The 19266-nt window shown below is 70.2% G+C and carries 20 protein-coding genes; all 20 read right to left on the bottom strand.

All coding sequences use genetic code 11. From position 1 onward, the window contains the following. Positions 1 to 43: 43 nt before the first annotated feature. On the bottom strand, positions 44 to 613 hold the full coding sequence (locus tag AC02VZ_RS12990) for a peptide deformylase (RefSeq protein ID WP_358897001.1): 570 nt from the start codon (positions 611 to 613) through the stop codon (positions 44 to 46). A gap of 87 nt (positions 614 to 700) precedes the next feature. Beyond that, positions 701 to 1810 carry a hypothetical protein gene (locus AC02VZ_RS12985; protein WP_432054699.1) on the bottom strand — a complete coding sequence of 370 codons (1110 nt, stop codon included), beginning with the start codon at positions 1808 to 1810 and terminating at the stop codon, positions 701 to 703. Position 1811: 1 nt separating this feature from the next. Next, positions 1812 to 3902, bottom strand: coding sequence for a methyltransferase, FxLD system (gene fxlM, locus AC02VZ_RS12980; RefSeq protein WP_381311649.1), 2091 nt, complete (start codon positions 3900 to 3902; stop codon positions 1812 to 1814). A gap of 18 nt (positions 3903 to 3920) precedes the next feature. Then, positions 3921 to 5180, bottom strand: a complete 1260-nt coding sequence (locus tag AC02VZ_RS12975) for a lanthionine synthetase C family protein (RefSeq protein WP_358897007.1) — start codon at positions 5178 to 5180, stop codon at positions 3921 to 3923. Further along, entirely contained in the window at positions 5167 to 8265 is a 3099-nt protein-coding gene (locus AC02VZ_RS12970) for a lantibiotic dehydratase (RefSeq protein ID WP_432054700.1), read from the bottom strand. The genes AC02VZ_RS12975 and AC02VZ_RS12970 overlap by 14 nt, the downstream gene beginning before the upstream one ends. A gap of 50 nt (positions 8266 to 8315) precedes the next feature. Then, on the bottom strand, positions 8316 to 8495 hold the full coding sequence (locus AC02VZ_RS12965; protein ID WP_054100455.1) for an FxLD family lanthipeptide: 180 nt from the start codon (positions 8493 to 8495) through the stop codon (positions 8316 to 8318). Positions 8496 to 8532: 37 nt separating this feature from the next. Then, entirely contained in the window at positions 8533 to 8664 is a 132-nt protein-coding gene (locus AC02VZ_RS12960; RefSeq protein WP_011031314.1) for an FxLD family lanthipeptide, read from the bottom strand. A gap of 106 nt (positions 8665 to 8770) precedes the next feature. Continuing rightward, positions 8771 to 8950 (bottom strand): FxLD family lanthipeptide, encoded by a 180-nt coding sequence (locus AC02VZ_RS12955; RefSeq protein WP_007491159.1) that lies wholly within the window; start codon positions 8948 to 8950, stop codon positions 8771 to 8773. 195 nt (positions 8951 to 9145) lie between these two features. Further along, the gene (locus AC02VZ_RS12950; RefSeq protein ID WP_432054701.1) at positions 9146 to 9613 is read right to left on the bottom strand and encodes a DUF6082 family protein; all 468 of its coding nucleotides are present in this window, start codon (positions 9611 to 9613) and stop codon (positions 9146 to 9148) included. Between the two features lie 74 nt (positions 9614 to 9687). After that, positions 9688 to 10263, bottom strand: coding sequence for a DUF6624 domain-containing protein (locus AC02VZ_RS12945; RefSeq protein WP_381310096.1), 576 nt, complete (start codon positions 10261 to 10263; stop codon positions 9688 to 9690). Beyond that, complete coding sequence (locus AC02VZ_RS12940; RefSeq protein WP_476475413.1) at positions 10260 to 10910, bottom strand: hypothetical protein; 651 nt, start codon at positions 10908 to 10910, stop codon at positions 10260 to 10262. Before AC02VZ_RS12940 ends, AC02VZ_RS12945 begins: the two co-directional genes overlap by 4 nt. Next, positions 10907 to 11380, bottom strand: a complete 474-nt coding sequence (locus AC02VZ_RS12935; protein WP_266073669.1) for a LuxR C-terminal-related transcriptional regulator — start codon at positions 11378 to 11380, stop codon at positions 10907 to 10909. Before AC02VZ_RS12935 ends, AC02VZ_RS12940 begins: the two co-directional genes overlap by 4 nt. Before the next feature lie 137 nt (positions 11381 to 11517). Next, a complete protein-coding gene (locus tag AC02VZ_RS12930; protein ID WP_432058176.1) occupies positions 11518 to 12771 on the bottom strand; it encodes an acyl-CoA dehydrogenase family protein in 1254 nt (417 codons plus the stop codon). Between the two features lie 86 nt (positions 12772 to 12857). Further along, positions 12858 to 13499 carry a GAF domain-containing protein gene (locus AC02VZ_RS12925; protein ID WP_109296526.1) on the bottom strand — a complete coding sequence of 214 codons (642 nt, stop codon included), beginning with the start codon at positions 13497 to 13499 and terminating at the stop codon, positions 12858 to 12860. Further along, a complete protein-coding gene (locus AC02VZ_RS12920; protein WP_266073667.1) occupies positions 13499 to 14089 on the bottom strand; it encodes a GTP-binding protein in 591 nt (196 codons plus the stop codon). The genes AC02VZ_RS12925 and AC02VZ_RS12920 overlap by 1 nt, the downstream gene beginning before the upstream one ends. Before the next feature lie 43 nt (positions 14090 to 14132). Next, positions 14133 to 14540 (bottom strand): DUF742 domain-containing protein, encoded by a 408-nt coding sequence (locus tag AC02VZ_RS12915; protein WP_127433429.1) that lies wholly within the window; start codon positions 14538 to 14540, stop codon positions 14133 to 14135. Next, positions 14537 to 15049, bottom strand: a complete 513-nt coding sequence (locus AC02VZ_RS12910) for a roadblock/LC7 domain-containing protein (protein ID WP_193458529.1) — start codon at positions 15047 to 15049, stop codon at positions 14537 to 14539. The genes AC02VZ_RS12915 and AC02VZ_RS12910 overlap by 4 nt, the downstream gene beginning before the upstream one ends. 68 nt (positions 15050 to 15117) lie before the next feature. Then, complete coding sequence (locus tag AC02VZ_RS12905) at positions 15118 to 16632, bottom strand: sensor histidine kinase (RefSeq protein ID WP_432058175.1); 1515 nt, start codon at positions 16630 to 16632, stop codon at positions 15118 to 15120. A 43-nt stretch (positions 16633 to 16675) separates the two neighbouring features. After that, positions 16676 to 18559 carry a glycoside hydrolase family 15 protein gene (locus tag AC02VZ_RS12900; RefSeq protein ID WP_432058174.1) on the bottom strand — a complete coding sequence of 628 codons (1884 nt, stop codon included), beginning with the start codon at positions 18557 to 18559 and terminating at the stop codon, positions 16676 to 16678. Positions 18560 to 18793: 234 nt separating this feature from the next. Beyond that, positions 18794 to 19168: a DUF6415 family natural product biosynthesis protein gene (locus AC02VZ_RS12895; protein WP_432058173.1), complete on the bottom strand. Its 375-nt coding sequence runs from the start codon at positions 19166 to 19168 to the stop codon at positions 18794 to 18796. Between the last annotated feature and the right edge of the window lie 98 nt (positions 19169 to 19266).

The following is a 19266-nucleotide window of genomic DNA, read 5'->3' as shown; positions in this document are numbered from 1 at the left end:
GGGCCCCTGCATCCCCGAGCTCGCGGGCCGGCAGGATCGGGTTTCAGTGCTCGTAGGACCAGGCCCGTCCGGTCTGCCGGTACTCGGTCACGGAGATGGGCTGCACTCCGGGGCGCATCCGGGCGGTGTACAGGTGGCCGTCGAGGTGGTCGATCTCGTGTTGGACCAGACGGGCGAGGCCGCGTTCGTAGTCAGTGGTCACGGTCGTCCCGTCGAGTGTCGTGGTCTCGACCGTGATCCGGAGGGGGCGAGGGACGAGGCCGCGTACGTCGAAGAAGCTCAGGCATCCCTCGTACTGGTCGTCGGTCTCCTGCGAGGCGGCGATGACCTGGGGGTTGAGCAGTACGATTGCGCCCCCTCCTGGCTCGGCGGGCTGGACGACGGCCGCGGCCCGGCCGATGCCGATCTGTGGGGCTGCAATGCCCATGCCCTTGGCGAACGTGTGGACGCCTGCGATGCGCTCCATGGAGGTGAACAGGCTCTCCACGGCTTGTTCAGCGGCCTCACGTTCGGCAGGGAGTGAGAAGGGGCGTGCTGGCTCGGCAAGGACGGAGGCGCCTTCCTGGACTACGCCGAGGTTGCGCATCTGCTCGCTGGGCCGCACCTCGTTCACGAGAACTCCTATTGATTCGCGTCGTGTTCGCACGACCAACCGCGGTTGCAGTGGACATACGACGGGGTGCGCCGCTCGGGGTGCCGGTCATGCGGGCCAGGCGTTAGCTCGGCAGCTAGCGTGGCTTTGCCAGACATCCGCTGCGACTGTTGAAGCGTCCCGTATGGCCTGATCCAGAGGGTCGGGGATGCTGCCCCGTCCGAGGCCGGCGGAGGCGACTGCAGTGGAGAGCGTTCTGCGCTCGTCCTGGCTCAGCCCTTCGCGGCACACAGAGTGGGCCAGGACGTCTCGTGCGACGTACCCGTCGGGATGCGTCGTCGCTTCGCTGGTGAGGCGGCGCATCAATTCGGCTTGTCGGGACTCTGGGGAGAGGTCGAGCACAACTAGTCCTACACGAGAGCGGAAGACGGCAAGGTCGGGGGCCGAGTCGAGAGCCAGGTAGTGCTGCACCATCTTGTTGATCGGCTCGACTGGCTGCTCGTCGGCTGCCCTGTGGCAGAGGACGGCAAGGGCTGCCGCGACGGCGTGCTCCCATGGCTCCACCAGGGTGCTCTCATGTAGGAACTTCAACGCATCGCTGGGCTGCTCGCCGAGGCAGCGGACGAGCACCTCGACTTGGCGCCCGTCGAAGAGGCGCTGTCCCACGCCCCGGTGTTGCCTACTGTGCGCCCGGGCGTAGTCCCATTCGCCTGCTGCGACGAGGGCACGGGTTCCGTCGCCGAGGAGTACGGCCCACAGCCATTGGCATACCTGTTGATGGTCGGAAGCCGACTTCGTGAGGCGCTGGAAGGACGTGGCGCGGTCGTCGATGACCGCTTCCGTCTTCGATCTGACTGCTCGGTTCAGGGAATCGAGCAGGTGATACGCGCCAGTCCCGTCGCCGTCGCGGATGCGTAGTCGGGCCAGGTTGACCAGGGGTTCCAGGGCGTGCCGGGCTTCCTGCGCGCCCAGGGGCTGGGCGCGCAGGACGGCCTCGGCGTGGCGCCAGCACAGAGAGCGTGCCAGGTCCGGCATACCGCAGTCGCTTGCGATCAGTGCCGCCTTGTTCAGGGCGACGGTTGCGGAGGTCACGTTGTCGTCGCGCTCGGCGGCGGCAGCGAGGTCGGTGATTTCGCGGATGCGTTCAGCGAGGGGCGGGCACGCTGGACGTGGCCGTGCAACGAGCGGGAACCGCTTCGCTATCTGGCTGACGTCCATGTCACTGCCATTCGATGACGATGCGGTTCAGCGGGTTGTCGAAGGTGAAGCGGCCGGGCTTCGGGGCGAGCGGGGTCGCGTCGAGTGGTTGGATTTCGAACCCGACGTCGAGCGCCCGGAAGCCCTGGTTCCAGGTGCGGATCTGGTCGGCGACGTCCGAGGCGAGGGCTTTGGCGTCGGGGCCGTGGCCGATGACGCCGAATTCGTAAAGGGTGGCGCCGTCGGGGGCCTTCTTCGCGTAGGGGCGCCGGGTGAGGTAGGTGAGGGTGCCGTCCTCGAAGACCGCGGTCGAGGACGGGTAGGGCGCGGTGACCAGTCCCTTCTCGATGGCCTCGTCGTTGGCGGGCATCCGGCTCAGGCCGTTCGGCATGGCGCAGGCGAGCCACAGCTCCAGGTACTCCGCCGATTCCGGGCCCCGGAAGGTGACGTCCGTCCACGCCTCGGCGCGCGGCTGGCGGAAGATGTCGCGCAGGGCGTCCGCGTCGACCTTCTGGTCTCCGTTGGTGACGAGCGTGACGGTGTGGTCGGGGTCCAGGGGAACGAAGACGCGCGGGTCGTCGGCGATGCCCCGGCGCAGCGGCATGAACGTGTTCATCTGGCTGCCGACGCTGCGCCAGGCTCCGTCCTGGTTCTCGAAGGCGATCGAGCGGGAGACGCTGCCGCGCAGGCGTAGTGGCGTGAGGAGTCGTCCGCCGGGGGCGAGCTGGTCGAGCCAGGCGTGCGGAACGCCGTGGGCGCCGACGGTGGCTTCGATCCGGTCGTACGGCGCGTTGGGGGAGTGGCCGACGGCTCCGTCTCCGAGGATCACTTCGACGTTGTGGATGCCGGCGGCGGCCAGTCCGCCGCGCGCTCCGTCCACGATGTCCTCGTCCACGTCGATCGTGGTGACGTGTCCCGTCTCGCCGACGAGGTAGCCGAGGAGTCCGGCGTTGAAGCCGGTGCCGGCCCCCAGCTCCAGGATCTTCTGGCCGGGCTGGACGTCGAGTTGTTCCAGCATCATGGCGACGATGTCGGGCTGGGAGGCGCAGCTGATGGAGCGGCCGGATCCGTCGAACTTCGTGTCCACGGGTGTGTTGCCGTACGCCTTTTCCAGGGGGGCGTTGGGGACGAAGAGGTGGCGGGGTACGGTCCGCATGGCCTCCTCCACACGGGGCGTGCGCACGCACCCGGTTTCGACCAGGTGGTCGATCAGCTGGGCGCGCAGACGGTCGGCGGAGGGGGCTTCGATGGTGTCACTGGTCACCCCGTTGACCGTAGTGCTCGGCGGCCCCTCGGTTCGGGTGGACGCGGTGTTGTCGTTCGTTCCCATGACTACCTCTTTCGCGAGTGTTGACAAGGTGTGCTGGTCCTGGGCGGCAAGGCCCAGGCGGTTGAAGTGGAAGATGCCGTGGTGGGCGATCACGGCCCGCAACCCTCGTTCCAGGCGGCCCTGACGGTTGAGGTCTGCGAGCTGCTGGCCGAACCACTCGAACGTGGCTATCCACTCGGCCAGCGGCGCGAGTCGGCCCTGGGTGACGCTGCGGCTGGTGGTGCTGACGTCGACGGTCATCAACCGGTGGACAGCGGCCCGGTGCCGTTGCGGACTGCAGACCTCGTCGCCGGGGCGCTCGGCCGCGATCTTCGCCCAGACGTCGCCCTGCTCGTACCAGTCGAGGCCCGCCGCGCGCATCGCCACGCTGAGCAGGAGCACCGCCAGCTCGCGGCGGCCGAGCTGGGGACCGGTGACTGACTGCTGGCGGGCCGCCTCCTCCAGCAGGTGACGGCTGTCGTAGTGGAACAGGGTGTGGGCGATCTTCATCGCGGCGGGGCCGCCGAAGGCTGTCTCTTCCGGCTCGTAGATGCCTCGCGTCCAGGAAGCGAGGACGCCGGCGTCGACCAGCTCGTCCAGGGCAGCGTCCAGGGCCTTCGCCGTGTCCGGGCCCGCGGCCCGGTATCGCAACCGCCACCAGGGGAACTTTCGCAGGAATGACCACTGGGCCAGTTCCGACTCCTGGGCGATCAGCACTGGGAGCAGATGCTCCACGGCGGTGGCCTCCGCGCGGCTCCAGTCGGTGAACCGGATGAGGCGTTGCGGCCATTCGTCCGCTGCCATGTTTCCTCTTCTCGTCGGCTAGTTGATCAGGAAGCAGGTGTCCCACCCGGACGCGGACGGCGTTCCGGTGTGGAAGGAGTGCAGGGCGAGGGCGGTGCCGGCGGCGCCTTCGAGGAGTCCGATGTCGCCGCCGCCGGGAGGGTTGATCAGGGAGTCCGCCAGGGCGCCGGGCGGGGTGTCGGTGATTGGTGCTAGGAGCCGGGGCAGGCATTCGGTGAGGCCGGGAGTGCGGGCGTCGGTGGCAGCGAGTTGTGTGATGTGCGCCAGGCCGGCGAAGCCGTGGCACAGGGAGACGTCCACGGTCGCGTCGAGTTGGCCGGGGTCGGTCATGGCGCGCAGGAGGGCGAATTCGGCGGCATGTTGGCGCGCCGGGTCCTTGAGGGCGAGGGCGGCGAGCTGCTGGGCGCGGGCGAATCCTGCGGTGCCGTAGCACCAGGACGGCCGGGATGGTCCGGGGCCGGTCGTGCCGGAGCGTAGTTGCTCACGGGTGATCCAGTACGGCCACCACGGGCCGGCGGGGCCGTCCTGCTGCCAGTGGTCGAGCCAGGCCAGTATGCGGGTGATCGCGTCGAGGTGGCCCTCGACGGTGACGCTGCGGCGGGCTGCGAGGGAGAGCACAGCGAGGGGGCCGCCGATGCCGTGGGCGACGCCGTTATTGGCGTGCCCTTCCGGATACTCCGGGGAGATCGTGCCGGAGGGAGCTAGGGAGCTCCACCAGCCGGGCAGAACTTCCCCGTCCTGCTTGACCGGCTCGGTCAGGCGGACCAGGTAGGTCAGGATCTCGCGGACGACGTCGGTATGGACGTCGCGGTGCAGCAGGAGCCCGCCCAGCCCGCTCAGGCCGCGGATCGCGTCGAACTCCGCCAGCGCGGGCATCTCGCCGCGGTCCATGCGTGCGTGGGCGTCCGCGAGCCGGTCCCGGATCGCCTTCGTGACGTACCGGTCGAGGGTGTCCAGGGCGCGGGCGTAGCGTCCGGGGCGGTCGGCGGCGGCGTGCAGGGCGAAGGCGAGCGCGGGCGCCCCGTAGTAGAGGTGGCTGTCCGGGCCGCCGACAGCGGGTTCGGCTGCGGCGCAGGCGAGCCAGTCGTGGGCGCGCTGCCACGGACCCAGCTCGGTGCGGGCCCGCTCGATGTGCAGCAGCGCGACGCCGGCCGCGCCGTGCGCGAGCGACTGCGGCCACCAGCCCTGGCGGTGATGCAGCCCCCGTACATCCTGCGGCGAGGCAAGCCGCTCGGCGATCGTGTCGGCGGCTGCCCGCGCGCTTTCACGCAGGTTCATGGTGATCTCCTCGGTGAGTCCAGGCCATGGCGGCGGCGTGGGCCAGCCGTACGCACATCCGCTCGTCGTCCTTGTCGATGCCGGCGGCGCGGATGTGGTGGGCGTGCAGCAGCGAGTCGAGAACGACGTCCGGGTCGATGCCACCGAACGCGTCCAGCTTCTGCCGGTAGCGGGCCAGGGCCGCGTCGCGCTCGCTCCAGGCGCTGGCGATGGCGTCGCCGCCGGGAGCCGCGCGCAGGGCCGCCCAGCCGTCGGCCGGGTCGGCTAGGCGCAACGCCTGACCGCGCACGGTCCGGTCCATAGGGCGCGGGTCAGTGATCCGGCCGTGGGCGATCAGCCAGTTCATGCCAGCTGCGGTGCTGCCGGTGAAGGCGGCGGCGACGGAGACGAAGTTCGCTGCGGCGAGGACCTGTTGGTGCGGACGGGAGCTTTGGGCGAACTGGACGGCCAGGGCTCGGGAGTCAGCGGCGAAGACGTCCTCGGCCAGGCTCATCAGCGGCCCGGGGCCCCACCGGCCGGTCTCCGGGTAGGAGGTCGCGAACTGCATGTCGGTGAGGAGCCCGGCACGGCGCAGTCCGCTCGCCCAGGCGCTCACGCGTTGTGCGGTGAGGGCGAAGTCCTGCTCGCTGGGGACCGCGATGCGCAGGCGCAGGTGCCAGCGGGGATCGCGGTAGCGCATGTACCACCAGGTCGGCGGCTCGTTCCACTGGCCGAGCAGCGCGGGCAGGTGGTCGGCAAGGATCTCGGGCTGCCGTTCGACGTGCCCGTACAGCTTGACCAGCAGCCAGGAGGCGGCGCCCGGAAGGTGACCGTGGTCGCGGGTGACGAGCTGGTCCGCGGTGACGGGAGGGACGGCCGGCCACTGCGGCGGGCGGACGGCCGTCATCGGGGCGATGATCTCGTGGGACCGTCCGTCGAACCAGCCTTCCTCGGATTCCGCTTCCGTCAAGATCACCGATTCATGAGTGTCCAGGTGGGCGCGCAGCAGCGCGAGGTGCGCGCGCTCGGAGAGGTCCAGCGGCAGAAGCTGGTCGCCCTCGGCCAGCTCGACTTCGTCCGGAACTCGGCGGCGTGCGCGCCACTCGTCGGCCGCCTTGTGCCACTCCCCCCAGAAGGCGCGGCGGTCGGGCAGCTCCGACCGGTTCAGTCGCCACCTCGCCGGAGAGAGGATCGCGCGGCCGTAGCGCACCCGCGGCAGGTACGGCAGTGCGGTAGCGGACGCCCAGGGGAAGACGGTCAGGACGGCGGTCTGGGCCCGGCTGATCTCGGTGAGGAAGCGTGCGAGCGGCGGCGTGTGGCCGCGCAGGTCCAGCGCGTGCAGCGTCATGGGGTCCAGCAGGCAGGCGCGGGAGAGGGAGACGAGGTAGAGCCTGCGGCGGTCGCAGCCCACGGCGAGGTCGTCGAGCGGGATGGTGCGCGCGTCGACCGGACGGTGCTCCGCCAGGCTGATGACGGCCGGCAGGCGTTCTGTAACGCGGGTGACGTTGGTGTCGCCCCGGTCGAGTGGGGTGAAGGAGACCTGCGTGGGCACCGCGCCGGGCGTGTTGACCGGCAGCTCTTCCAGCATGACGGCCACGCGGGCCTGATCGTCTGATGCGAACAGCCCCAGGCTGCGGCCGATCGTGGTGCCGATCCCGCGGGACGGGGCGATGCCGTGGAGAACGAAGTCTCCACTCTCCAGGGCCTCTTGCGAAGCGGCACGGATTCGAAAGCGCAGCTCCGTGTGGGCCGGTACCTGCGGGGCGTTGCGATCTCCGACCGCCAACGTGCGGATCAAGTCCTCGTCCAGGCGGATCTCGTCGCGGCCGTCGAGGACGGCCGCTTGGGCGAGGGAGAGCAGCCGCTGTTCACGGGCGGTCAGGGCCTCACCCTGTTCAGGTTGCGCATCGCGGTATCCGACCGGGAACCCGAGGCCGACATCGGGGTCCACCAGGTCCCGGACCGGGACCAGTGAGTTGATGCCGTACCGCTCGAAGAATCGGTTGTGGAAGTCCTTCCATGCCGGAGTGCCGAAGGGGTACGCGCTCAGCCGGGCCAGCACTGTGGCGGCCTGCTCCGCCTCGCGGGCAACCTGTGGGGGCAGAGTGAGGGAGCAGTCCATGCGAAGGTCCAGCGTGAACGGCTGAGCCTTGACGCTACTCAAAGCGGTCATTTTCCGACGTAAGGCGGTACGCAGGCGCCGGCCGTCCGCCGGGGCCAGTACCTGGTTGTGCCGGGCGATGGCGTCGCGGACCGTCCGCAGGTCGGCCACGAGGTCCGTGGCTGATGAGGCGGCGGCTGCTTCGGCCTGCTCGACCAGGTGGTCCAGGGCGTCGAGGGTGGCAGAGGGCGCGTGCAGGCTGCTGATGAGCACACCGCGTTCGACGAGGCTGCTGACGAGCCCTTCCACCCGGTCCGCGGGAACGTCGGGGAACTCGCTCCTCATCAGTGCGACCACCGCATGGACGGGGACGGGCGAAACGGTGGCATCAACGGCGATACGTACGGCGCTGGTGTACCGGAGGGACACTTCGGCCGCTGGGCTGCCGTCGGTACGGCATGAACGGGGCGGGTAGGGCACGATCAGCCGATCGCCCCGTACGAAGATGGTGTTGTTGGCCATCACATGCAGGTGCCGCAGGAGTTCAGGATCTGCTTCCAGACGGGCGACCAGGTCCGCGATCCAGTCGCCGTCGGCACGGATGACGGGTCGATGCCACTCACCCCAGGACCATCCCGGTCGTTCCCCGAACGAGGCGGAGGCGATACCGGCGAACAGACCGTTCGGGGTCGCCCGGCCCGTCATACGCAGCAGGTACCGCATGACCGACACCACTGCGCGGCGCAACTGACGGGTCTCGGGACTGGCCACCGAGCACAGGGTCTGAACCTGCTGCGCGAGCAGAGGGCTGGCCTGCTCGATGGAGTCGGCGGCCTCGGACAGCGACCAGACGTCGCGCAGCCACGTCTGCCACCGCACCTCGCAGTCCGGGGTGTCGTCGGTGAGGTCCGGCCACGCGGGAAGCCGCAGCCTCGAGGAACGGGCGGCGCGCACCAGCGCAGTATCCGCGCACCGGTACAGCGGGCCGTCCTTTCGGGAACCCATGCACCCTCCCTGGTTGTGGTGTGTTGGGCTGGCAGATCAACGCGCCGAGGTCAGGCCACGTTGGTGGCGCAGGACCCCTGGCAGCTCGGCTTGCAGCCGTCGTCCGTCAGGTTGATCACCGTGGCGGAGCCGTCGCCGGACTCCAGGACGCTGATGTCCAGGTCGAACGCGTCACCGCCCGCCGTGGCGGCCGGGGACTGTGCCTGGCCCTTGATCGTGTTCGCGTTCATGCGGGTTTCTCCCTACTCGTCGTGCGGCGGAAGATGATCAGGCCACGTTGGTGGCGCACGGGCTGGAGCAGGTGCTGCCGCAGCCGTCGTCGGTGAGGTTGATCAGCGTGGCGGAGCCGTCGTCGGACTCCAGGACGCTGATGTCGAGGTCGAATTCGTCGTTCTGCATGTGGTGATTCCTCCGTTGTCGTGCGCGGCTCCGATCGAGCCGCGAGGGACGTGCCGCGTGGGCGGCGCCGACAGGACATGGGCGTCGTGCCGGTGGTCTGGTGCGGTCAGGAGCCGCTGGAGATACAGGCGTTGCCACCGCAGGTTGAGCCGCAGCCGCCGTCGGAGGCGATACTCGCCCCGACCGTGCCACCCGATTCGATGACGCTGATGTCGAGGTCGAACGGGTCCTGCGCGGCAGAGGCCGAGGCGGTCCTCATGCCCTGGTCGGTCACCCTGGGAGTCACGGGAATCCTCCTGATTGGTCCGGTGGAACACTTCCATTCGGTGTGTTGCGGTACGGCCGACCCCGGTGGGCAGCAGCTGTGTGGCCTGCGCCAGTCGGGTCCTCGCCGGCCACCTCTTCAGACACGAGAACCGCTGTCCGGAAGAGGAGTTGGGGACGGGACACGGAAGTCCGAAAGGTGAACCGAGATACGCCGTCAGGCTGCCGCGGGCTGCGCTTGAGGATGGTTCTTCGCGGCCTGGTCCAGCACCCGGGTGAAGTGCTCGGCCCGCTTGTCGCCCTCGGCCTCCTGAGCGCGGAGGTCGCCGAAGCGCTGCCAGTAGCGCCGGCAGACGTCACTGCTCATGACCATCTCTGCGTAGAACGGCAGCTGTCCGTCGCGGACGCGGCCGAGGCAGTGTCGGAGGCCGAGGGCGCAGATGAGTCGGTTGGCCGACATGAGCTGCATGTACTCCTCGGCCTTCATGTCCTCGGGCTTCCACAGCTCGGCGAGGTCGGCGTTGGTGGACACCCGGTTCAGCCAGTCGAGCTGGTTGCCCGCGAGGAGCGCCTCGTGCCGCTCGGCCTGGTGCCGTGCGTTCTGCCTGAGCCGGGCGGCTCCGACCACGGCGGTCGTGAGGGACAGGGCAACACCGGCAGCGAGGACGGCGGTAGGGAGCTTCATCGATCAACAACCCTTTCGCATAGCGGATGTGCGGCATGAAGGCCGAATGGTGGGGACCGCGGTGTTCCGCTTGTTCACGCGGCCTCCGCGAGGACGACGCTCGGGACTTCATCGGTAGAGCCGTTAGGCATGTACCGGCTACGCACCGTCTCCAGTGCGACAGCGATCGGCAGCAGACCGACCGTGGCCCTTCGTTTGTCGACGGATCCCGGCGCGCGCAGTGGGCACAGCTCGATGCGGTCGGAGCTCAGCAGGAGCTGGGTGCCGTACTCCTGGTCCTGGCCGGTGTTGATGAGGGTGCGGTCGTGCAGGTGTGCCCAGTGGTGGACGAGCGCGTCACCGGCCTCGACCGCACGCCCGAGCAGGATGGTGGCGGCGCGCTGGACGACGAGATCGTGGTCGCTGTGCAGGGCGATGCTCCAGGCGGCTCGGGCAGCAGCAGGGCCGACGAGGCGGTGGCCGGGCCACTCGTATTCGCCCAGGACGCGGTGCAGAAACTTGGCGTTGGCGTAGTCGGTGTGCCGACCACGGCCGAGTTGGACGCCATCGAGCTGGGTGCGCACGCGTGTGGCCCGGTGCGCTGCCGATTCCGTGGCGCGGGCGATCAGCTCGCGGGCGATGTCGGGCCGCTGCGGCTTTTCGGTTGTCACGTGCTGCTCCCTTCTTCCGCGGCAAGATGGGGAGCTTGGGTTTGGCAGCTGATTAGTGTGCTGAGTCGGGGGCGGTGCTCGGCGGCCAGTTCGAGGCGGGCGACCCGGTCCCCCTCCCGTCCCGGACCGGAACCCCGCACGTCCCAGCCCATGTCCGTGAGCCGACGCAGCAGGGCGGCGATGGGTTCGGCTTGCAGGGTGTGGCCTGCCAGGATTTCGGCCCGTACGAGCGGGAAGCTCTGCCGGGCGGCGAAGTCGGAGGCCCACAGGGTGATCAGCCGGGTGATGTCGTCGGGCTGCTCGGGCAGGGTGTGGACGTGGCCCAGGCGGAGGCAGGGGCCTTCGCCCCAGCTGAGTCCGGGGTCGCGCGCGGGAACCATGCAGGCGAGCAGCTTCCCGTCCTCGAACAGACCGATCGACGTCGTGTGCGGGTCGCGGAACAGGGCCGGCACGTCGGCTTGAGCGGGCACGGGGAGACCGCTCAGGGTGAGCCAGCGCTGCCGGTCCTGCACGAGAGCCGCGGCTTCCGCCCGCTCGGCGTCCGTACGTAACCTGCGCACCGCGTACACAGCGCCCGGGTACTTCGCTGCGAACGAGGTGGAAGCCGGAGCCTCCTCGTTGGCCAGGGGAGTGGGGGGCCTTCTCACTGGCTCGCTCCGCTCCGCGCCGCCGGGTCGGTCGGCAGCAGCTTCCAGCCGTGGGCAAGGATCACCAGGTGGGTGGTGTCCCGCGCGCCCGTGTCGGCGAGGAGTTGGTCGAGTGCGGCGCGCTGGTCGGCGGGGGCGAGCTTGGCGGCGACGGCGATGTCACGGGGGTCGCTGTGCTCGGCGACGGCTCGGAGCAGCAGCCGCTGCTCCGGGGTGAGGGATGGCGCTGGCCGGCCCGCCGTGGGCGAGGCCACCTGCTGGGTGGTGAACAGGCGGTGCACGATCACCGGGGGCTTGCAGCGGGGCGGGCAGTGCAAGCTCTCACGGATGTCGCGAAGGTACTGGCGGACGGTCACGGCCGACAGGCTGGTCTCTGCCGCAATCTCCTTGGCCGTGAGGCCGTTCGCGAGGTGCTGGGCGACGCGCTGCAGGGTCGGCGTCAGGGGCGTGATCGGTGCGCTGGTCGTCACGGGCGGGGTCACGGTGTCTCTCTCGGCTGAGTGGATGGTCACTGGGAGGGGTGCCGCCGGTCCCCGCGGGGGACGGGGGCCGGCGGCACGGGCCCGTGCGCGGCGGTGGGGAGTCACGGGGTGCCGCGCACGGGGGCTCATGCGGCGGTCGGGTCGGGTCGTGCCCAGGCGGCTTCGGCGGCGAGGCGCTCGGACCACTGGATGTGGTCCTCTGCGAAGGCGGCGTCGGCCAGGCGTATGCGCTGGACTTCGCCGGTCCCGGCCGGTGGGTAGGTGTGCTGGATGTCGCGCCACAGGCGCTGGACGATGTAGTCGCCATCGAGGGCGTTGGCGCCATGCAGTTCCATGGCGTCCTGGGCGGACTGGACGGCCCACTGGTGGCCGAGGTATTTCGAATTGATCAGGTCGGCGTCGCAGGGCAGGCCCTGGTCGAGGAGGTGCACGGCCTGGTAGGCGAGTATCCGGGCGGCGCGCAGGCGGGCTTCCATGCCGCCGACGCGGTCCCGCAGGACCGGCAGGTCGGACAGGGCGCCCTGGTAGCGGGGGCGGGTCTTGAGCCGGGCGGTGGTGGTGTCCACGACGGCTTCGTGGATGCCGAGGCTGACGGCGGCCAGGTTGGGGCGACCGTAGAGGATGCTGCTGCTCTGGGCCACGGCCAGTCCCTGGCCGATCTCCCCGACCACGTTGTCTTCGGGGACGCGGACGTGATCGAGGTCGAGGCGGCCGGCGGAGAAGCCATGCAGACCGAGCCCGGCACGGTGGTCGGAGACGGAAAGTCCGGGGCGGTCGGCTTCGACCATGAACGCGGTCAGCGCCTGTGAGGTGCTTACTCCCGGCCCGGCGGTGCGGGCGACGACGAGGTGGGCTCCGGCGAGGTCGCTGTTGCCGATATGGATCTTGCTGCCGGTGATCACCCATTGGTTGCCGATGTGTTCGGCGGTGGTCTCGATGCCGCCGATGTGTCCGCCGGCAAGCGGTTCGGTCACGGCGATCGACAGCAGCATGGACCCGTCCGCGACCCGGGGAAGCCAGCGGCCCTTCTGCTCGTAGGTGGCGAAGTGCAGCAGTGCGCCCACAGGGATCAAGGTGGCCTGCAGGATGGCCGCGGCAGCCGCCGAGACCCGCGCGATGCGGTGGACCAAGACGGTCCTGGCCACGTGTCCGGCGCCCAGCCCGCCGAAGACCGCCGGGACGGTGACGGCGAACCAGCCCTGTGCGGCCATCAGGTCGGCGACCTTGCGCTCCACCCTGCCCGGAGCGGCCTCCATCCGCGCGGCGCGCGGCGCGACGTGCTCGGCCGCGAAGACGTCCGCCTCCTGCCACAGCAGATCGTGGCGGGCGGTGAGGTAGGGACGCAGCGCCGGTGGAGGCGTGGTGGGTGTGGCGGACATGGTCTCCCTCTCCCTGGATGAAGGTCGCAACGCGTGGAGCGGCCGGGGAACGCCTACGGCTCCCGGGTGGGAAGTTGTGGAACGGCCTAGCGGACGGGGGCGCGGGCGATGTGGTCCATCACCTGTGCACTGGCGTTGATGACGATGTCCCGCAGACGACGTGCCTCGGACAGGGGCCGCTTCTCGGGGTCGATCACACACACCGTGCCCAGCACCGTGCCGCTGTCGTGGATCAACGGAGCGCCGAAGTAGGAGCGGATCCCGACGGCGTCGACCACCGCGTTGCCGCTGAAGCGCGGGGACGCGTGCACGTCGTGCAGCGGGAGGGCCTTCCTGCGGGCCATGACCTCCGGGCACCAGCCATGGTCCCGGCTCATGGTGCGGCCGACGATTACGAACCCGCTGTCCGCCGGCGGCTGGTGCAGCCCGACGAAAGTCTGCTCCTCCAGGAACAGGTTGACGAACCCGTACAAGAACCCGGCCTGTGTGGCCATGTCGCGGGCCAGCTCGTCGAAGTCCTCGTTGGCCACCGGGGGCACGCCCAGGCGGTTGAGTAGCTCGTAACGCTGAGCCAGCTCCAGCGACTGCTGAGGTCGCTGGCTGGTGAGGGCGGTGCCGGGCGGGGTGAACGGGCCGGGGGTGGTGTCCCGCATGTCGCGCCGAGGCAAGGACCGGGCGGGCGGGGCAGTCTGCGGCGTGCGGTAGGGGTCGCGGGGGTGCTGTGACATCAGACGTCCTGGAGGGTGGTAGAAGGGGCGTGACCAGCGCGATTGGTGGTGGCGGCGCAATTCACGGCGTGGTCGACGAGGGCCAGCAGAACGCCGGCGACGTGATTCGTGTCGCGGGCGTCGCAGGTGACCACCGGCACGGCAGCGGGGAGTTCGAGAGCGGCGCGGACCTGCTCGGGGTGGTAGCGGTGCGCCCCGTCGAACTGGTTGACCGCGACGACGAAGGGCAGGCCGATGTCCTCGAAGAAGCTGACGGGCGTGAAGCTGCTCTCCAAGCGGCGGGTATCGACCAGGACGACCGCGCCGACGGCGCCGCGGGAGAGGTCGTACCAGAGGTCGACGAACCGGTCCTGGCCCGGCGTGCCGAACAGAAACAGTTCCAGCGGCACGGGCGCATCGGGCAGGCTCAATCGGCCGAAGTCGAAGGCGACCGTGGTGGTCCGCTTGGACGCCAGGCCAGCCAGGCTGTCGACGTCCGCGCTCGCCTCGGTCAGGTACTCCTCCGTACTCAGCGGCGTGATCTCGCTGACGGCGCCCACTGCGGTGGTCTTGCCCGCGCCGAAACCGCCGGCAATCACGATCTTCAGCACAGTCGGCGCACCGGCCTGCGAGTGCGGCGAAACCGTGGACGGGTCATCCGGCCTGGGGATAGGCGACGGCATCAGGCCACTTCCTCTTCAAGCCGGCGGAAACCGCTGCCAGCAGTTGGACAGACGGACCGGACCCTGCGCCGGTATCGGCATAGGACTGGGTCAGGGGGACGACGAGGGCGCCGGCGTCCAGGAGGTCGGAGACGAGCACTTTGACGGCGGTCACGGGCCGGCCGAGGCGACCCGCCAGCTCGACCACCGACCGCCGGCGCTCCCGGCACAGGGCGAGAATCTCCCCGCACTCCTCGGCCTGTGCCGGGCCCGGCCGTCCCTGCCCGGCCTCCAGGACGGTTTCCAGAGCGAGCAGGTGCCGCGGCTTGGTACGCCCGCGCGTCACGGCGTAGGTCCGCACGAACGCCGACTCCTCGGCCGCGCGGCCGTACGTGGTCACCGGACCTCTCCGCCCGTGCCAACGCGGACGGGGATCAGCATGTACGGGGCGAACTTCTGGACCAGGCGCCCCATCTCGAAGCCGACGGTGCCCACATCGGCGTCCCTGGTGGCGATGACAGCGAGGATCGTGTCCACCTCACCGCGTTCGGCACCGGGGTGGGTGTCGAAGGCCGCGCTGCGCCCGGCGCTCTGGACGAAGAACAGGCAGTCGTCTCGCTCGATGATGACCTGCCGGGCCGGCCTCTTCTTGTGGCTGGGGCCGGTGATGTTCGCCGCGAGGGAGGCGACCCCGCTGAAGGCGGCCGACAGTTCGTCCGCCCAGTCCTTGTCGACGTCGCTGTCCAGCAGCCGCAGTCCGTCGCGCGAGAGCAGGACGGCGTGCGTGACGCCCGGCGTCTCGGAGGCGAACTGACGCAGCAGCCAGGCCATGCTGTCCCGCTGTCCGCTTGTCGTCGCGGATGCGGGCGTGCCGTCGGTCACGTTGTTCATCGCGGGGTGGGTGCTCATGGGGATCGCTCCAGAAGGGGGAAGGGCCAGTGGGTGTACTGGGCCGCCGGGAACGCGGAAGAAGCGGGTCAGGGGGTGGGGTCTTCTGTCGAGGCTGGAGGGGGACTGGCGGTGCCGCCGGCCTGGAGGCCGCTGCGGAAGGCGGCTGCCAGCCCGGGCGTCGCCGCGGACACGGGGGCTTGCTCCCGCTCCTGTGGCGGACGGAAAGGTTCCGACCGACGCGTGCGCGTGGGAAGAGCGGGCGCGTCGGCCGAATGACCCGCCGAGGTCGATGCCCCAGCGGCGCCGGGGCGTGCGACCTGCCCCACCCCTGGGGCGGCAGGAGCCGCGGTCACCTGATGCGGCTGCTGCCCGGACATGCGAGCTTCCTCGGGCTGCGGCGCACCCGCGTCCTCGATCGATGGAATGGCTACCAGGAGCCGTGCCGGTATGACGACCAGGGCGGTGGTGCCTCCCGTCGCGTTCTCCTGCAGGAGGACGGACAACCCGTGTGACTGGGCGATCTTCGCGGCGACCAGCAGGCCGAGCTGTCCAGCCCGGACCTGGCCGCTGACGTCGACCTCGTCCGGGGCTTTGAGCAGATGGTTCATCTGCGCCCGCGTCTGCGGGTGCATGGGGATGGCGCGGTCCTCGACCTCGATGGCCAGCCCGTGTGGCACCCGCTGCGCGCGCACCATCACCCGCGTCGCTGGATCGGAGCACTCGCAGGCGTTCTCGATCAGCTCGGCCAGCAGGTGCGTCAGGTCCGGCCCCACATGGCCGGGCAACCCCAGCTCGGCGCCCACGGATCCGGCCGCGACGGCCACCCGCGGATATTGCACGACCTCGGAGACGGCGCCGCGCAGGGCTGTCGTGACGGGAACGGGCCGGCGCACGCTGCGCAGGGACTGCCCGCCCAGGACCGCCGTGCTCTCGACCTGGCGGCGCATCCGCGTCACGAGGTGATCGATCTCGAAGATCTTGGCCAGCAGCTCCGGGTCGTCGGTCAGCATCTCCAGCTGGCTCAGTGCCTGGAGTGCCTTGCTGACCAGGGCGTGCTCGCGCACGGCCAGGCGGCGAAGCACTTCCAGGAGGACCACGGACTGGGACTCGTCGTGCACGCGGATCAGCGACATGATGGCCTGCGCCTGGAGGGCACTCAGCGCGTTGTCGATCCCGGCGTTCGCAGTGGGCGACTGCGCGGTGTGCGGGTCCGGCAACGCTGGACGTTTTCCGCGGCACAGCTCGTCCGCCGACCACTGCACCGACTTCTCAACGGCTGCCGCTGCCCCTGTGACCGCTGTCAGCGCTGCTGACTGGGACTCCTCCACTGCCGACTGCACGGCACTGGCCACGGTGCGCGTTCCGTGTGCCGCCACCGCGACGACCGCCGCCAGTCCGCAGACCAGGCCGGCCAGGACCCAGCCGGGGCCTACGACGGACCCCGACCGGAGAGCGAAGGCGGCGAGCAGCAGCGCGGCAAGGAGTGCCAGGGGCAGTGCCACGGCGCGACGGGCGAGGTACAGCGTGGTCGCGTCGACCGGGGGCCGCCGTCTGCGGTGGCCGGTCGCGGCCGGCCGTGCCGGGAAGGCGCTGTCAGGCATGGGAATCCTCGTCAGGGGTGGGGTGGCTATGCGTGCTGCGGCGTCAGGTCGGCGGTGGACTGGCGCGTGCTGCGGAGGTTGAGCGGGGTGCGGGGACCGCGAGCGCGGCGTGGCGGGGGGAGGACTGCGCCGCCCTCTGCTGAAGGAGCAGGGCGCTTTGGATCAGGCCCATGTGGCTGAACGCCTGCGGGAAGTTGCCGAGTTGGCGCTGCTGGACGGGGTCGTACTCCTCCGCCAGGAGCCCGAGGTCGTTGCGCAGAGCCAGGAGGCGTTCGAACAAGGCACGGGCCTCGTCGGGGCGGCCGGTCAGGGCGAGGCCGTCGACGAGCCAGAAGTTGCACAGGAAGAAGGCGCCCTCGTCGCCGGTCAAGCCGTCCACCCCGACGTCCTCACCGCAGGTCGGGTACCGGTACACGAGCCCGTCCTCCGTGGAGAGTTCACGACGGACCGCATCCACGGTGCCGATGACGCGCGGGTCGTCGGGCGGCAGAAAGCCGGTGCGGGGGATGAGTAGCGTGGCAGCGTCCAGCTCCTGCGAGCCGTAGGACTGCGTGAAGGTGTTGCGCACCGGGTCGAAGCCCTTGTCACAGACCTCCCGGTGGATCGCCGCCCGCAGCTCGACCAGCGGGGCCACGTCCATGTCGAGCGCGCCGGCCTCGGCCAGGCGGATAGTGCGGTCGACCGCCACCCATGCCATCACCTTGGAATGGACGAAGTGCCGGCGGGCCCCGCGGATCTCCCAGATGCCCTCGTCGGGCTCCCGCCAGCGCTGGACCAGGTGCTCGATGAGCCGCTGGTGCAGGACCGCGGTGTCGGCGCAGTGGGCGACTCCGCTCTGGTGCGCGAGGTACAGGGTGTCGATGACCTCGCCGTACACGTCGAGCTGCAGCTGGTTCGCCGCCCCGTTCCCGACCCGTACCGGAGCCGATCCCTCGTACCCGGGAAGCCAGGGAAGCTCCCGCTCCCGCAGGTCACGCTCCCCGGTGATCCCGTACATGATCTGCAGGTTCTCCGGGTCCCCGGCCACAGCGCGCAGCAGCCACCGCCGCCATGCCTGTGCCTCCTGCCGGTATCCGGTCCCCAGCAGCGCGGCAAGCGTCGTGGCGGCGTCGCGCAGCCAGGTGAAGCGGTAGTCCCAGTTCCGGTCGCCGCCGATCTCCTCGGGAAGCGACGTGGTCGGAGCCGCGACGATCCCGCCGCTCGGCCCGTAGGTCATGGCCTTCAGCGTGATCGAGGACCGGACCACGGCCTCGCGGTAGGGCCCGTCGTAGGTGCTCTCCTGCACCCAGTCCTGCCAGAAGGCGAGCGTCTCGGCGAGCGCGGCCTCCGGGTCAGGAACGTCCGGTGCGGGGGCGTGGGACGGGCACCAGCTGAGCACAAACGCCACGCTCTGCCCGGCGCTGATGGCGAAGGCGCTGACGACCACACCGTCCTTCTCCAACTGCGGGACGCAGGTGTCGAGCCACAGAGCGTCCGCGCCGGCCTCCGCGACCATGCGCCCACCGACCTCGTGGTTCCACGGGCTGACGCTGCCGTACCCCGGCCGAGGACGCATGGCCGAGACCATCTCCACTTCGCCAGTCAGGCCCTCAGCGATCCGGATCACCTGTGGGGCCCCGTCGCGCGGCGGCATGAAATCCAGGACCCGGACCGAACCAGTCGGGGTGCGCCACAGCGATTCGAGAACGAGCGAGTCACCTCGGTACCGGCGTTCAACCACTCTTCCGGAGCCGGACCCGCCTGCGGACGAAGCCGGAGCGATCTGCCAGGTGCCGTGCTTCTGTGTGCCGAGCAGACCGGCAAACACGGCCGGTGAGTCGAAGCGGGGCAGGCAAAGCCAGTCGACCGTGCCGTCGTCGCAGACGTGGGCGCTGGTCTGCGTGTCGCCGATCAGGCCGTACTGCTCGATACGCGGAAGGCGTTTCATCGTGTGTGGATCTCCGTTAGGCCCCGCTGGTCTGGGGGTGTTATCGGGGCCGCCGAAGCGGCCGGGGACAGGCCGGGAGTCAAGGAGTCAGAGGTCAGCGCGGGGACGCAGGCTCGCTCGGAGGTGGTGTAGAGGCCCTGTCTGCGGGATCGAGGCCAGTCGCACGAGTGCCTCGGCACACCAGCCACGCCATCGCGACGAGGATCAGTCCGATGAGGAGCGCTCCGGTGAGGGTCATGTCCGGGGCACCGAAGCGGCCCACACCAGGCAGGTGAGGGCGACGGCGAAGACCGCACCGCGCAGCACGTTGATCTGCGGCGTCCATCGAGCCAACCTCCGTGCCGGTCGACTCGCTCCGAAGTCGTCCAGCCGGATCTTCGCGATGAGTTCCTGCGTGGCCTCGGCGAGTCTGACGAGGTGCACCCGGCTGGGCAGATAGCCCTCCGGGAGCCCGACCGAGCAGAGTTGCTGCGCACGGAGCAAGGCCGGCTCCTGCGAAGGCATCAGGGTTCCGAGCTGGTTGACGTGCCCTCGCAGCCGCAGGACGAGGTCCTCCACATCGGCGGCGGTCTCGGGCACCGGGGAGTCCTCGCCCAGCACGAGCGTCACAGTCTCCGTCGCGGACACCGCTTGGTCACGCCCGGCACCCGGATCACCGAGACTCCGGCCCTGACCACTGCGCTGGCAGAACGCCCGGCGAGGGGCCA

The organism is Streptomyces sp. 3-6, assembly GCF_056323165.1.
This window is presented reverse-complemented; position numbering and strand designations above follow the sequence as displayed.

What these genes read in the sequence shown, in the direction of transcription:
- AC02VZ_RS12930 (WP_432058176.1), bottom strand. Translation starts at nt 12,771, where the DNA reads ATGTCCGCCACACCCACCACGCCTCCACCGGCGCTGCGTCCCTACCTC.
- AC02VZ_RS12950 (WP_432054701.1), bottom strand. Translation starts at nt 9,613, where the DNA reads ATGAAGCTCCCTACCGCCGTCCTCGCTGCCGGTGTTGCCCTGTCCCTC.
- AC02VZ_RS12975 (WP_358897007.1), bottom strand. Translation starts at nt 5,180, where the DNA reads ATGAACCTGCGTGAAAGCGCGCGGGCAGCCGCCGACACGATCGCCGAG.
- AC02VZ_RS12900 (WP_432058174.1), bottom strand. Translation starts at nt 18,559, where the DNA reads ATGAAACGCCTTCCGCGTATCGAGCAGTACGGCCTGATCGGCGACACG.
- AC02VZ_RS12965 (WP_054100455.1), bottom strand. Translation starts at nt 8,495, where the DNA reads ATGAACGCGAACACGATCAAGGGCCAGGCACAGTCCCCGGCCGCCACG.
- AC02VZ_RS12925 (WP_109296526.1), bottom strand. Translation starts at nt 13,499, where the DNA reads ATGTCACAGCACCCCCGCGACCCCTACCGCACGCCGCAGACTGCCCCG.
- AC02VZ_RS12905 (WP_432058175.1), bottom strand. Translation starts at nt 16,632, where the DNA reads ATGCCTGACAGCGCCTTCCCGGCACGGCCGGCCGCGACCGGCCACCGC.
- AC02VZ_RS12970 (WP_432054700.1), bottom strand. Translation starts at nt 8,265, where the DNA reads ATGGGTTCCCGAAAGGACGGCCCGCTGTACCGGTGCGCGGATACTGCG.
- AC02VZ_RS12985 (WP_432054699.1), bottom strand. Translation starts at nt 1,810, where the DNA reads ATGGACGTCAGCCAGATAGCGAAGCGGTTCCCGCTCGTTGCACGGCCA.
- fxlM (WP_381311649.1), bottom strand. Translation starts at nt 3,902, where the DNA reads ATGGCAGCGGACGAATGGCCGCAACGCCTCATCCGGTTCACCGACTGG.
- AC02VZ_RS12910 (WP_193458529.1), bottom strand. Translation starts at nt 15,049, where the DNA reads ATGAGCACCCACCCCGCGATGAACAACGTGACCGACGGCACGCCCGCA.
- AC02VZ_RS12960 (WP_011031314.1), bottom strand. Translation starts at nt 8,664, where the DNA reads ATGCAGAACGACGAATTCGACCTCGACATCAGCGTCCTGGAGTCCGAC.